Raw genomic sequence first — 13,352 nt, forward strand, 5'->3', positions numbered from 1 at the left:
CGCAGCCTATCGTTCCACCCTGCCCACGCGCTATCTTCCGAATCGGAAGTGCGCCTGGCCACCGCACCCCTCGAAAATCTTCCACTCGGCTGGGCTTCATGCTATACATGACCATCTAATTGGTCAGGAGCATCCCATGAACAGCGTTAACCTCGCCGACGCTAAGGCGCATCTAAGCGAGCTGGTCGAACGGGCCGCCGCCGGGGAGGCTGTGGGAATCACCCGCCGGGGCAAGCCGGTGGCACAGATTGTCTCCGCCGATACGCCGCGCAAACCGGTCAGTCTCGATGCCCTGCGCGCCGCGACCGCCGCCATGCCCAAGCAGGCAGAGCCCGCGCGCGAGGCCATCCGCAAGATGCGCGATGAGGCGCGCTATTGAGCCTGTATCTCGACACGTCGTTACTAGTCGCCGCCCTGACCAATGAAGCCGAGACCGAGCGCATGCAGGCCTGGCTGGCCGCACAACAAGCCGGAGACCTCGCCATCAGCGACTGGGTGGTCACCGAATTCTCTTCGGCCTTGTCGATCAAACTGCGCACCGGCCAGTTGCAACCGGCGCACCGTGCCGATGCCCTGGCCATGTTCACACAATTGGCGGCCGAAACCTTCCGGCACCTCCCGGTCAGCGGGATGCAATTCCGCGCCGCCGCCCGCTTCGCGGATCAATACACGCTGGGCTTAAGCGCGGGCGATGCTTTGCATCTCGCCATCTGCGCGGATCACGGCGCCACGCTGTGTACGTTGGACCGCCGCCTCGGCGATGCCGGCGCAGCACTGGGCGTGAAAACGATGCTGATGTGATAAGACTGCGTCGACACCCTAAATGAAATGCTGCACCTTGCTTCGATTTTCTGCTGCCGATCCTACCCAGTCATAGGGGAACAGGCTCGCTGGTCCAGAAAGTAGCCGTTCCCTGGCACGGATTTTCGGCGGCTGGCTTTCCTGCAGCGGCGGCTGGCGAGTTCAAATTCGGGGCATGCGCATCGAGACAACATAGCCATCGGATACCGCCCCTGGAAAGAAGGGCTTAATTATGACGCCCTGGAACAAAAAGCCGAAAATGGCGCATGGGGCTGCAAGTCGGCCAACCCCCTTGCTCGGGAACAGTCTCTACAGGGCAAGCTCCTCAACAACTTTGTTCGCCTTTGGCACGGCGCTGATAGCCAACTCAGGAATATTCATCCCCTCAACTCGAACGGTCTGCACATCCACAATGCCTATGAAACCCAGGATTTGCCGCAGATAAGGCTCAACAAAGTCCCACGGACGCCATGGGCCTTCTGTAAAAACGCCGCCCGAAGCCAAAACTAGGATGGCTTTCTTGTCCTTCGCCAGACCGAGAACCTCGCCAGCGGCGTATCGGAAAGTTCTGCCCGGCCGCACGACCAGGTCGATCCAAGCCTTAAGCGCGGAGGGAACGCCAAAATTCCACATCGGTGCAGCGATCACTAGAAGATCGGAGTCCAGAAGCTCTCCCGTCAGTTGATCCGACTGGCGGGCCGCTGCCTGCAATTGTTCTGCCTCCACTGGGTCCCTTGTCGTGATGGCCCGGAGCGTGATCCCGTCTAGATGTGGCAGAGGCTCAGCGGCCAGGTCGCGGCGTATGAGCCGGGCTGAGGGATAGAGCACAGTAAGCCGCGCGACGAGCGTCTCCGCGACGGCTCGGCTGGCCGAGTCCTTTCCCCGTGGGCTCACGTCAATCATCAGGATTTGCTTCATGGTATTAACTCCGCTTCTGCGTCGTCAAGGCGTTCCAAGCCGCGAGCGAGTCCATGTAGTCTCGCCAATGCGCGATCTTCCGGCGGTCAAGCTTGATGATTGAGCAAAACCGGTTGTTGTATTTTACGTCGGTGGCGAGGATCGTCCCGTGGACCTCGTATTCGATGACGACGACATGGCCGTCGTCCGTCTTGTGGACGATCAACTGGTCGGCCGACTGAAGTGCGATATTGTTAACATAGCCCTTGAACGCGGCCATCAGATCGGAACGACCTCGGGTTATACGGGGCCAGCCAGGAACATCGTAAAGAACCTCGTAGATGGTGTCATCGGTGATAATGTCAAAAAAGTGCTCGCCATCGACCAGGTCGCCGAGCGCCCCTCTTACTAAATCGAAGTAAGGGGCGGCGGGCGCGTAGGCAGCGTATTTCGGTGTAGGCATTCTGAACTCTCCATGCGCTGTGCAAGGTTGCTTACTAGAGGAGAGCTACATATAAATCGGAAGCTGATTTCAAAGAAGAAGGCACTTTGATGTCAGTCGCTAACACCGAGGTAAGTTATGAAGAAGTCGAGCAAAGTCATTCCTCTGGACGCTGCAGCGATCTGTAGAAGCTCTGACCCAATGGCCGTCCGGGAACTGCTGACGAAGATCGGCGATAAATGGACGATCTTCGTTATCCTTTCGCTTGACCTTCTCGGTGGGCGCGCCCGGTTTTCTGAACTCGAACGTGCGGTTCCGGGGATTTCCCAGCGGATGCTGTCCACGACCCTGAAAAATCTCGAACGTGATGGGATGGTGATCCGCGAGGTGTTTCCCGAGGTGCCGCCCCGCGTCGAATATGAGATGACAGACCTGGGAACGAGTCTGCTGCGCCCCACACAAGGGCTGGTCGATTGGGCCAAGGCAAACTGGGAGCAGGTCAGAGCGACGCAATCAAAATACGATTTGAGATAGCTTCTGACATCACAAGGGAAGCGGAAACATCCAGCCCAAAAGGGCCGCGCAGCATTCTTTGCGAGAGAATTAGCCTTTAAAATTCAGGAGAAAAAATAAATAGGCTTTCCGCCAGAAAATGGGCCGCTGGCTGACGATCTGCTTCGGCTGTCGGCTGTATGTCTGGTTTCCCGGTGAGGCGCCCGAAAGCCGACGGCCTCAGATTTACCCAACAGAGACACACGCCGCTTTGAAGCCGCCCACCACAAAAAGAAGCCGAACCCATCCCGGGTCCGGCTCCTGTATAGGCATTATCAGCCCAGGAGGCGTACACCGCCTGGGGTGATCGAGAGTTTTATTCCGCCGCCAAAAATGCTGAATCGGTAAGCATGGCACCTTCGGCTGGTTGCCGGGGACCAACGCGTGATTCGTCGCCCATGACGTCTTCGACCACCGGCAGCGTCTCGGCTTCAGCTTCCTTTGCAGCTTGGTCTACTGTTGCCCCTTGCGAATCCGTTCCATCAGCTTCGTCATCTTGCTTAACGAAGGTTCTAACCCCCACAGTCCGCAGCACCTCGGGTAGCCACCCAGAGCCCGCCAGCGCCTGCGCGGCGGCCTCGGCCATGGTGTCCTTCTTGAGGTTTTCCAGACGCTGCGCTGCCCGCTCTCCTTTGGCTTCGCGTACGGATTCCAGAATGCGCGCTTTCGTTACCCGGCCAAGGTAATTGTCCACATTCGGCGCCCACCCCGCAGCGGCCAGATCAAGCGTCAAAATTTCCGCCAGTCGCCCGGCATGCGCCAACGCCCGGGGCCGCCGGTTATAGACATCATGCGTGGCGTTCAGCGTCAGCGCCACGCAATGGGCGAATAACGCCTCGCGGCTGTCGCTGTCGAATGCCGCCAGAACATCCCACAATTGGCTGGTATCCTCCGGCAATTGCGCTGCCCAAGCCTCGTGCCGCGCGTCAACCCGTGCCGCCAAGGGCGTGTCAGCCAGGCCTGACGCCTGCGCGCCGAACATCACGCTCTTCACCTCAATCTCCAGGCAGGATTCGGCACCGTAGCGGTAGAATAGCCGCAGGCACAGCGCGTGCAGCAGGGCGAGGTAAGCAGTACCGGGCTCGTTGCCCAACGCCTCGCGCAGCGCCAGCGTGCGATACGCGGTCAGCTCGGTCAGCAGCCGGTCAGGCAAGGGCTTGATGCCATCTTCCTCCTCGACCTCCGGTTCGGCCGCATCACCGACATGCGCGGCGATGATGCGGCTTTCCGGCATGGCGGGATCGCTATCATCGTCTGCGGCACCACTACCCTCACCTGCCAAAGCCGCCTCATCGGCTTCCTCAACCACCGTCGGCTCATCCTCGGGGCGGACATAGCCGCGTTCCACCCGCAGCGCGCCATTGCCGTCGATGCTGACAAACACCCCCGCCATGGCAATCTCGGCAGGGTCATAGACCGGCGGGCGCTGGGTCAGCGCGTTAATCTCCGCTTCGATTTCCGCGAGGCGGGCATCGGCATCATCGGAGACCTCGTCCGCCGCCGCGGCTTCTTCCTCGAGTTGCTCAGCCTCGGCGCGCAGCGCCTCAACCTGGACGATCTCCTGCTCAGTTAGCTGGCGGCGGGCTCCAGGAATCCTGCGTAGGCCGTAACTGTGGCCATACGGGAACTCGGTCGCGGCTTCGACCCATTTCCACCCTTCGGCGCGGAGCGCATCGGCATCGCGCTCCAACTTTTCCGCCACCACGCGCGCCAGCAATCCGGCATCCTGCAACCAACCGCCATCATCCTGCTGAAACAAATCGCGCATGATGGCACCGCCCGCCGCCACATAGTCCTCACCGGCATATTGCGCCCGCTTGTCCGAGGCGCGCACCGCGCCTTCGGTCAACATTCGGCGGATCTGGTATGGCTCCTTATTGTAGGAACGCTGTAGCGCCTCCCACACCTGCTCCTGGCGCTCATGGTCGGGGCTGACTGAAAACGCCATCAACTGCTCGAGTGTCATCTCGTCCTCGGCATAGACCTCCAGCAGCCGGGTCGAGACGGCAGCCAGCCGCAGCCGCTGCTTCACCACCGAGACTGCGACAAAAAACACCGCCGCGATCTCCTCCTCGCTCTGGCCCTTCTCGCGCAGCGCCTGAAACGCCCGGAACTGATCCAGCGGATGCAGCGGCGCGCGTTGCACATTTTCCGCCAGGCTGTCCTCCTCGGCGATGCCTTCGGTGCGGACGACGCAGGGAATCGGCGCGGTCTTGGCGAGGCGCTTTTGCCGCACCAGCAATTCCAGCGCCCGGTAGCGCCGCCCACCGGCGGGGATTTCGAACGTTCCGGTCTCGGCACCCGCCTCATCCAGCACCGGGCGCACCGTGATGCTTTGCAGCAGCGTGCGCCGCGCGATATCCGCCGCAAGCTCCTCGATCGACACGCCGGCCTTCACCCGCCGGACATTGGATTGCGACAGCACCAGCCGATCAAACGGGATATCGCGCGAGGCGCTGAGCGTGATTTTCTGAATAGTTTTGGCCATGGGGAAAACTCCATGACGGGCGGCCCGGAGCCACTCTCCTGGCCTGTCACCCGTCAAGAAATTCCCAGCCGCCCTCTGCCTCTCTGCCCCGCCCCATAAAAAATGCCGTGGACCAAAACCGGCCCACGGCAAACATCAACACAAAGAATAACGCGCCCGTTACGCCGCCCGCTCCAGCAGCATCTTCGCTTTGCCCTCCAACTCCAGCCTGGCATCCTGATGTGGGCGCGAGCGCGCCAACGCGGTGATGCCCTGCACGAAATCGAACACGCTCTCGGGCGGATGACCTTCCTCCTCCAGCACGGTGGCGATAATCTTCGCTGTCTCGCCCTTGCTGAAGCCGCGTTTGCGCAGGAAGCTCTCGCGCTCATCATCCTGGCGCGCGACAATCTGTTCCCGCGCCGCCTTGATCCCCGCCACGAATGGCGCCGGCGAGGAGTTGGCAAATCGCCGTAGCGCCGGTGCAGCCTCATGCGCAAACCGCTGCGTCGCGAATTTGCTGTGCCGGATACTGATCTCCTGGAAATCCTCGGCACCCCAGATGTTCCTGTTGGCGCACACCGCGCGCAGATAAAACGACGCGATACCCAAGGTCTTCGAGCCAACCTCGGAATTCCAGCAATAGAACCCCCGAAAATACAGATCGGGTTCACCATTGGGCAAGCGCCCCGCCTCGATCGGGTGCGTGTCATCGACCAGGAACAAAAACACGTCCCGGTCGCTGGCATAGAGCGTGGTCGTCTTCTTCGTCACATCCACATACGGGTTGTGCGTCATGGTCGCCCAGTCCAGCACGCCCGGCACCTTCCAATTCGTGTCACCCGTACCGTTGCCGGCGATCCGCATCACCGCCGCGACCAACTCATGGTCCCAGATGCGCCCGTAATCCGGGCCGGTCACGGCGCGCAGTTCCACCCGCCCATCATCGGTCTCCAGGGTCTTTACCAGCTCGGCGCGGTGGTTGAGCAGCCCGTGCTGCAGATTGATCCCCGCCAGCGGCGCGGGCAACTCACGCAAATACCCGGCCGGTGCACCCACCAGCCCGCAAAGCTGCCCAAAACTCCAATGGGTCGGCGCCACTGGCCGCTCTTGTCCCGGCACAATGAGCGCCAGCCGCTCACCATCATCCCGCCGAGCTTCAACCCGAATCGCCCGGCTCTCCACGGTTCGCGCCTCAGCCCGGTCGGCCCGGGCGCGCACCGCCTCATACAACTCCGGCAGTGACAGAAACCGCTCATCATCGGGCCGCGAAAACCATTCCGACGACACCCGCCCCAGCCGCTCACCCCGGCTGACATCGACCTTAAAACCCGCCGACCCAGCCCGACCAGCATTCGCCCCCACAACCGCCACCGCGGCAGACGCATTGATATCCATGGCACTTCTCCATGACAGGCGCCGGAAGCCTCTCCTCCGGACCAAAACCTGTCATGAAGCGGCCCACCCAACTCTCACTCTCGAGCACGGTACCGAGTCGCCGCGGTTGTTGGCAGCAACGCACCCATCGGGGACGTTCAGGGGGGCGGATCTGCCGATAGCGGATATTGTAATCAAGGGTGAACGAGGGGGTCTGCTACACCCCGAGCACGCAGCATTTATTTCAGTGTCACTTTTCCCTGCTAGCCCGCCATGGCATGATCGGGCATACTGACTCGGGTCCGTGGTTTTTGGAACGGCATTAAGATAACCGCAGGAGGAAGGCCTTGGCCCGGATTGAGAACCACCGCTACAGTATCGTCGAGGCTTTTACCGAAAATTTCTACATCGTCCCCGATTATCAGCGCGAATATGTCTGGACGGACAAGGAAGTCCAGCAGTTGCTTGAAGACATCAACGAGCAGTTTGAGGCGGACTCGGCACGGGAATATTTTATAGGCACGATCCTGGTCTCGCCGACCCCCGACAAGAACCATTTCGACGTGATCGACGGCCAGCAGCGCCTGACCACGTTCTTCCTTCTGCTTTGCGCTTTGAAGCATGTTTTTAAGGGGGACGAACAGCGCAAGGCAATCGGCGACCTGATTTCCAAGAACTACATCGCCAATGACGGGCTGATAAAGCATAGCCTCAAGCTGGAACCGCGCTACGAGAATGCCGGCGAGATTATGGCGAAGATCGTGGAACTAGATGCGGAACCGCAGACCGTTCGTGCCCGCATTCAGGCGGCGAATATTGCGAGCTTCGGTTCACTAGAAAATCTCGTAAATGCTTATGATACGCTTCATCGCTATCTCCAGGAAAATTACGACGTTGAGGCGAAGCTCAGAAAATATCTTGGGCATCTGGCGAGCAACGTCGTCTTCATCCAGATTTCGACAGATGTAAGCAGCGCGCTTAAAATCTTTGAAACCATCAACGAACGCGGCGTCGGATTGAACCCGATGGACTTACTCAAGAACCTGCTCTTTACGCAAGTCAAACAGGAAAAATTCACCCAGCTCAAGGATGAGTGGAAAAAAATCACTAAGCCGCTTGAGAAGCAAAATGAAAAGCCGCTCCGGTTCCTCCGTTATTTCTTGATGGCAAACTATGTCATCAAAAACAACCGCAACGACGCCGTCGTGCGCGAGGATGAGATTTATGACTGGCTCGTCGAAAAGGGCAATGCTGCTCTGTGCGATTACGCCAATAAGCCTTTTGAGTTTGTGCGAAAAATTATCCGCAACGTCGAACACTATCTTGCCTTCGCTAACAGGCAAGGCAATGACGGCAAATCCAATCTGACAATGGAAAGCCTCAACCGTCTAACCGGCGGCGCTTTCAGCCTGCATTACGTCCTGCTTCTGGCTGCGGCGAATTTTCCAAAACCGCTTTTTGACCATCTCGTGGCGCAAATGGAGAGCTTCCTGTTCTGTTATATTTTTACGAAGACACCGACTAAGGATCTGGAACGGAACTTCTCTCTATGGGCTGATGAGCTTCGCACGATCGGCGATGTTACAGATGCAACGGAACAGAAATTGAAGCTCAATGCGTTTGTTACGGATCGCTTCAAGAAAAGCATCGAGGACAAGACTCCAGAACTAAGTGACGCGCTCAAGCGCATGTCATTCTACTCAATGCAACAATACCGGACCCGCTATTTTCTGGCGAAGCTAACGCAACATGTCGATATGGCCTTCAAAGGCTTGAAGGACCCAAACAGCCTTGAGCCGTACACCAGATTGGAAATCGAGCACATCCTTCCGAATACCCCCAAACCCGAGTTGCGGGCAACCTGGGCCGAGCAAAACCCTTCGGCAGAATATGACGACTATAAAAGTCGACTAGGCAATCTGACTCTACTAGAAAAGCCTCTCAACATTGTTGCGGGCAACGACTTCTATGACATCAAAAAGGTCGAGTACGAAAAGAGCGGGAACTACCTGACACGCAGCCTGCCGCAACTAATCGAAGCCGGGCAGAATACATCCATAACCCGCATCAATGAAATGCTGGGGGCTTTTCCCGAATGGAATGCCGCATCTATCGAGAAGAGGCATGAACTGATGATTACTTTGGCCAAGGAAATCTGGCGCACTGCACCGATTGAGGTTTGACGTAAGCCGAACGAGGGGCTGGATAAGGTTTTCAACAACGGGAGACCAGAAAAATGTCGAAGAGTCTGGAGCAGCGTTTTACAGCAAGAATGTTTGAGATTTACAAAAATGCAAAGGAGCAAGCTAATTATACGGCCAGTATTTTTTACGACATGATTACAAGAAATGGCGGATTGCTAACGGCAAAGACGCTCATCAGCGCCTTGAAACCATCAGTCGGTTATACCGCATTGTATGAACGTAACAGGCTTGACCTGACAGTGGAAGCGGTCGTGATCGAAGAACCGGAGTGGCGAGAATTATTTACCGACGATGAAATCAAGAAGGCCTCTGAACGTCTCAAAAAATATGGCTATTCAGCGCAGAAACGGTGAACTTCTGTTTCTATGAAATCATCGTTCCGCTTCGCGACAAGACGCCTAAGACGTAGAAGGGGAGCAAGTCTCCCTCCTACGCGCAACCCAAGGGGCGCAAGACAGGTGGCAACCGGCCCGTCTTAACCAAATCCAGACCTCACCACCTTTCCTCCACCAGCTGCACGTCGTCATTCGCCGGGCTGTTCACCCGGCAGCTGACGGGCCAGGCTTTGAGAACTTCATCGCCTGCGGGCTGCAACAACTCGCCTGGATCCCCTTCTTCATCACCCAGCCACAACGGCCAATCCCCAGCCTCCACGATCACCGGCATCCGGCCATGGATCGGCCGGGCGATTTCGTTGGCGCTGGTCGTGATGAGGGTAAAGCTGCGCAGCCTCGCACCTCCCGCCCCCTGCCAGACATCCCACAACCCGGCCAACATCATCGGCGCACCATCCTGGCGGGCAAAGGCGAAGGGCTGCTTGCCGTCCGTCGTCATCTGCCACTCGTAATAAGCATCCGCCGGCACCAGGCAGCGGTTATGGGCAAAAGCAGCTCGGAACATCGGTGACGTTGCCACCGTCTCAGCGCGCGCATTGATCGGTTTGCGCTCGGTCTTCAGGTCATCCGCCCAGTGCGGCACAAAGCCCCAGGTCAGCAGATCGAGATGCCGCTCCCCGGTCTTGGGGTGACGCCGCACCGCCATGGCCTGCTGGCTGGGCGCAATATTCCAACTCGGCGCAACGTTTGGCACCGGGTTCACCGCCTTGACCATCCGGGCGATCGCCTCCGGTGGCGTGGTACTGACAAAACGCCCGCACATACACAGAGCCTACCGCGCCCTGCCCAGTTTATAAACATTGAGTCTTTTCAGCTTGCTGGCAGCGCATGTTCACTATATGTTCCAATCCCTACATTGGGCAAACGGAGTCGGCGCATGAACTACAACGGGGGCAATACCACCGGCTTTGCCTCCCCTGCCGGAGACAACCTCGAAGGCCGGATCGACCTCGCCGCCATGCTCGACCTCTCACGCCCCAGCCGCTACCCGGTGCGCGTGGCGGGGGATGCCCTCGCCTCACGCGGCATTTTCGCGGGCGATATTTTAATCGCCGATGCCGCCTCGCCCCCAGCCCACGGCAAGGTCGCGGTGGTGATGCTTAACGGCGCGGTGCTGGTCGGCCAACTCGCCTATCGCCAGCAGCAATGGTGGCTGGCCTCCGGCGTCGAAGGCACCGCCCCCATCGCAGTCGCGGGGGACGACGCCGAGATCTGGGCCGTGGTCACCGGCCTCATCCGCACGCAAGTCTAAGCCATGCCGGTATTCGCCTTAATCGACGGCAACAGCTTTTACTGCTCCGCCGAGCGCGCCTTCGCGCCCGAACTGCGCGGCGTGCCCCTGGTGGTGCTGAGCAATAATGACGGCTGCGCCATCGCCCGCACCACTGAGGCCAAGGCACTCGGCATCAAGATGGGCGAGCCCTGGCACCTCGCTTTGCGCCGGCCCGCGTGCAAACAAGTCGAGTGGCGCTCCAGCAATTACCCGCTCTACGGCGATATGAGCCGACGCATGTACGAGGTTTTGGCCGCCCGCGTACCGCAGGTGGAACCCTACAGCATCGACGAGATGTTCCTCGACCTCACTGGCCTGCCCGATTTGGAAAATTTCTGCCGCCGCCTGCGTGATGATGTCCGCCGCCTCGCCAAAATCCCCACCTGTGTCGGCATCGGCCCCACCAAAACCATCGCCAAACTCGCCAACCGCATCGCCAAGGATGATTATACCCTCCACGGCGTATGCGATTTGCGCGACCCCGCAACTCGCGCCACCTGCTACGCGCAATCACCGCTCAGCATGGTTTGGGGCATCGGCGGCAAGACCGCTGAAAAACTCAACAAACTAGGCATCACCAGCATCGCCGATTTCGTGAGGCTGGCGCCCGAACAGGTGCGCGAGCTGCTCACCGTTACCGGCGCGCGCGTGCAGGCCGAATTGCGCGGCCAAAGCTGCATTCCGCTTACGCTGATGCCGCCACCGCGCCAGGCCATCGCCGTTACACGTTCGTTCGGGCGGTTGGTTACCTCCTGGGGCGAGTTGCGTGAGGCCGTGGCCGCTTTCGCCACCCGCGCCGCCGAGAAGCTACGGACCGACGGGCTGCAAGCTGGCCACCTCTCGGTATTTGCCCACACCAACCCGCATAATGGCGATGCTTGGTACAGCGCCAGCCGCGCCGCACAAATAGAACCAACCGCCGACACATTGACCCTGATCACCGAGGCGGTGCGCCTGCTGCGCACCATCTGGCGACCGAATTTCAGGTATTTCAAGGCGGGTATCATGCTGGGCGATTTTGCGCCCGCCCAGAAGCAAAGCAGGCTTTTCAGCACCCGAGATGCGGTCAAATCTGCCCGCGCCATGGCGGCACTCGACGCCGTCAACGCCCGTTTTGGCAGCGGAACGTTGCGCCCGGCGGCAACCGGCATGATCAAAACCTGGGCCGGGCGCCAAGCGCGGCATTCGCCGCGCTATACCACCCGCGCCGAGGAGATGCTGATCGCCAAGGCGTTTTGAATAGACGATGAGTCTAATTTTAACGGGGCCAAGCCCCTGATTGCGCACCCGCAAAGGGTGCGCTTTTGGCGCGATCCGGCGAGCGGATCGCTTCTTGGCCGGCCCTACGGCCGGCTTCAGATTAGCGGCGTTGTGCACTGTGTTTTCACAACTACCATTTTACGTTTAATCGGCATCCACGCTGGAAGCTTTTGCTTTCGGCTTCCCCTTCGCAGCCTTCTTTCGCACTACGTTGATCGCTGCGGCATCGAGCGTGTTCTTGAGGTGGACGGCGTAGTGCTTCTCGATCATCTCGACCGAGGTGCGGCAATTCTTCGCGACCTGATAGATATCCGCACCTTCCATCAGACGCATGCAAATATAAGTATGGCGCAAACTATAGGCAGTCCTGGCTTTGCCATCGCGATCAATTTTCAGCCCTGCCCGCTCAAGCAAATTATTGAACAGCTTGATGTGATTGCCCGGGAACACGCGGTCGGTTGGCTTCGGATATTCGAGCTCCGGCATCGCCGGTGGCTCACCGCCGCTCCTGCGTCGCAGTTGCCGCTCGCGTCTAGACTCGCCATGCGCCGGCTTCGCGCGGGCGAGTAGCCGCTGATAGACGCGCACAGCACCTGGCATGCTCTTACAATGACCAACACCGCGCTTGCCGCGAACCTCGATCTCTAGAATTTCTGGCTTATTGCTTTCGTCCTGGGCAATCGTGACGTCGCGGTGCTGGAGGTTGAAGGCTTCGTCCGGCCGCAGGCCGGTGTTCGCCATGAACAGCACAAAGTCATAAACCTGCTCGGCATTCCATCTGTAATGAGCCCGCTCCGGCGCCTTCGCATTCGCCCGCGCCGCCTCGTAAAGCTGCTTATATTCCTCGGGGCTGAACCAGGGCCGGTGCACAATCTTTCCCTGCGTGCGGTAGGGTGGTGTCAGGTCCGGCAGATGCTCCAGCCAGCCATGCCGGATGGCAGTTTTGAGCACCATGCGCAGCGTCACCACCTCATCATGCAAGGTGCTGCGCGCCGGCGGCTTGGCTTTCGGCTTATGCTGACTTTTGGAATGCGCGTTTGGTGCCGCGTAGGTCGTCATCCGGTGCACCCGGTATTCCTGCACCTTACCGGGCGTCACCTTGTCGAGCGGCAAATTGCCAAAGAACGGGAGCAGATGAACCCGCAACCTGATCGCGTGGCTCTCGGTCCATTTCTCGGAACGCTCACCTTCTGTGATAACGCCGTATTCCTTGAGGAACTGATCGGCCGCTTTTTTGAAGGTCGGGCGGTCATTCAGCACGCCAGCCTGGTTCTTGCCCTGCAGGCTAAAATACCATGTCTCGGCGGCTTTGGCCGCCAGATCCTGAATCTCCTGCTTGGTACTGAACTGGCGCTGCTTGTTGCCGACAGACGCCCGCGCCTGCCAGAAGCGGCTATTGCCGCGCTGATAAATCTGGACCTTTCCGCCCAGCAACTCGATGGTCGGCATGACGACCCCTTGGCACATATTGCGCTGCGGTTGAGGATCTAGTCAGGCAACGACCATAGCCCATCAGGTTTGGGATTTCGAGTTAAATTACCCTAACACTGCCCTAGGGCGTAGATAAGCCAAAAGCCACCTTGCGGTGGCTTTAAGCTATTGATTTAGTTTGATTTGTTGGTTGCGGGACCTGGATTTGAACCAGGGACCTTCAGGTTATGAGCCTGACGAGCTACCGGGCTGC

At 59.1% G+C, this 13,352-nt stretch carries 13 protein-coding genes; 7 read left to right on the plus strand and 6 right to left on the minus strand.

What is annotated here, in order from left to right; all coding sequences use genetic code 11:
* Positions 1-136 precede the first annotated feature (136 nt).
* Together QQJ84_RS15150 and QQJ84_RS15155 are read left to right on the plus strand one after the other, a co-directional pair.
* Entirely contained in the window at positions 137-379 is a 243-nt protein-coding gene (locus QQJ84_RS15150) for a type II toxin-antitoxin system Phd/YefM family antitoxin (RefSeq protein WP_284259148.1), read from the plus strand.
* Positions 376-801, plus strand: coding sequence for a type II toxin-antitoxin system VapC family toxin (locus QQJ84_RS15155; RefSeq protein WP_284259149.1), 426 nt, complete (start codon positions 376-378; stop codon positions 799-801). Before QQJ84_RS15150 ends, QQJ84_RS15155 begins: the two co-directional genes overlap by 4 nt.
* Positions 802-1,110: 309 nt before the next feature.
* On the opposite strand, the gene QQJ84_RS15160 is transcribed toward QQJ84_RS15155, so the two are convergent.
* Positions 1,111-1,719 carry an FMN-dependent NADH-azoreductase gene (locus QQJ84_RS15160; RefSeq protein WP_284259150.1) on the minus strand — a complete coding sequence of 203 codons (609 nt, stop codon included), beginning with the start codon at positions 1,717-1,719 and terminating at the stop codon, positions 1,111-1,113.
* Between the two features lie 4 nt (positions 1,720-1,723).
* Positions 1,724-2,161 carry a nuclear transport factor 2 family protein gene (locus tag QQJ84_RS15165; protein ID WP_284259151.1) on the minus strand — a complete coding sequence of 146 codons (438 nt, stop codon included), beginning with the start codon at positions 2,159-2,161 and terminating at the stop codon, positions 1,724-1,726.
* A gap of 117 nt (positions 2,162-2,278) precedes the next feature.
* Here QQJ84_RS15165 and QQJ84_RS15170 point away from each other — a divergent pair, with 117 nt between their 5' ends.
* The gene (locus tag QQJ84_RS15170) at positions 2,279-2,674 is read left to right on the plus strand and encodes a winged helix-turn-helix transcriptional regulator (RefSeq protein ID WP_284259152.1); all 396 of its coding nucleotides are present in this window, start codon (positions 2,279-2,281) and stop codon (positions 2,672-2,674) included.
* 334 nt (positions 2,675-3,008) lie between these two features.
* Here the strand turns inward: QQJ84_RS15170 and QQJ84_RS15175 are convergent, their stop codons facing one another.
* Together QQJ84_RS15175 and QQJ84_RS15180 are read right to left on the minus strand one after the other, a co-directional pair.
* A complete protein-coding gene (locus tag QQJ84_RS15175) occupies positions 3,009-5,180 on the minus strand; it encodes a ParB/RepB/Spo0J family partition protein (protein ID WP_284259153.1) in 2,172 nt (723 codons plus the stop codon).
* A 159-nt stretch (positions 5,181-5,339) separates the two neighbouring features.
* Complete coding sequence (locus QQJ84_RS15180; protein ID WP_284259154.1) at positions 5,340-6,557, minus strand: DUF932 domain-containing protein; 1,218 nt, start codon at positions 6,555-6,557, stop codon at positions 5,340-5,342.
* Positions 6,558-6,883: 326 nt separating this feature from the next.
* On the opposite strand from QQJ84_RS15180, the gene QQJ84_RS15185 reads away from it, so the two are divergent.
* Both QQJ84_RS15185 and QQJ84_RS15190 read left to right on the plus strand, forming a co-directional pair.
* The gene (locus QQJ84_RS15185; RefSeq protein ID WP_284259155.1) at positions 6,884-8,719 is read left to right on the plus strand and encodes a DUF262 domain-containing protein; all 1,836 of its coding nucleotides are present in this window, start codon (positions 6,884-6,886) and stop codon (positions 8,717-8,719) included.
* 53 nt (positions 8,720-8,772) lie between these two features.
* Positions 8,773-9,093 carry a hypothetical protein gene (locus tag QQJ84_RS15190; RefSeq protein WP_284259156.1) on the plus strand — a complete coding sequence of 107 codons (321 nt, stop codon included), beginning with the start codon at positions 8,773-8,775 and terminating at the stop codon, positions 9,091-9,093.
* Positions 9,094-9,232: 139 nt separating this feature from the next.
* On the opposite strand, the gene QQJ84_RS15195 is transcribed toward QQJ84_RS15190, so the two are convergent.
* A complete protein-coding gene (locus QQJ84_RS15195) occupies positions 9,233-9,898 on the minus strand; it encodes an SOS response-associated peptidase (protein WP_284259157.1) in 666 nt (221 codons plus the stop codon).
* Between the two features lie 114 nt (positions 9,899-10,012).
* Between QQJ84_RS15195 and QQJ84_RS15200 the strand changes: the two genes are divergently transcribed.
* Positions 10,013-10,387, plus strand: a complete 375-nt coding sequence (locus QQJ84_RS15200; protein ID WP_284259158.1) for a LexA family protein — start codon at positions 10,013-10,015, stop codon at positions 10,385-10,387.
* A gap of 3 nt (positions 10,388-10,390) precedes the next feature.
* Entirely contained in the window at positions 10,391-11,647 is a 1,257-nt protein-coding gene (locus tag QQJ84_RS15205) for a Y-family DNA polymerase (RefSeq protein WP_284259159.1), read from the plus strand.
* Between the two features lie 165 nt (positions 11,648-11,812).
* Here the strand turns inward: QQJ84_RS15205 and QQJ84_RS15210 are convergent, their stop codons facing one another.
* Positions 11,813-13,117, minus strand: coding sequence for a tyrosine-type recombinase/integrase (locus QQJ84_RS15210; protein WP_284259160.1), 1,305 nt, complete (start codon positions 13,115-13,117; stop codon positions 11,813-11,815).
* Positions 13,118-13,352: the final 235 nt, after the last annotated feature.

This window comes from Acidocella aquatica (assembly GCF_030160635.1).
Classification (GTDB): Bacteria; Pseudomonadota; Alphaproteobacteria; order Acetobacterales; family Acetobacteraceae; genus Acidocella; species Acidocella aquatica.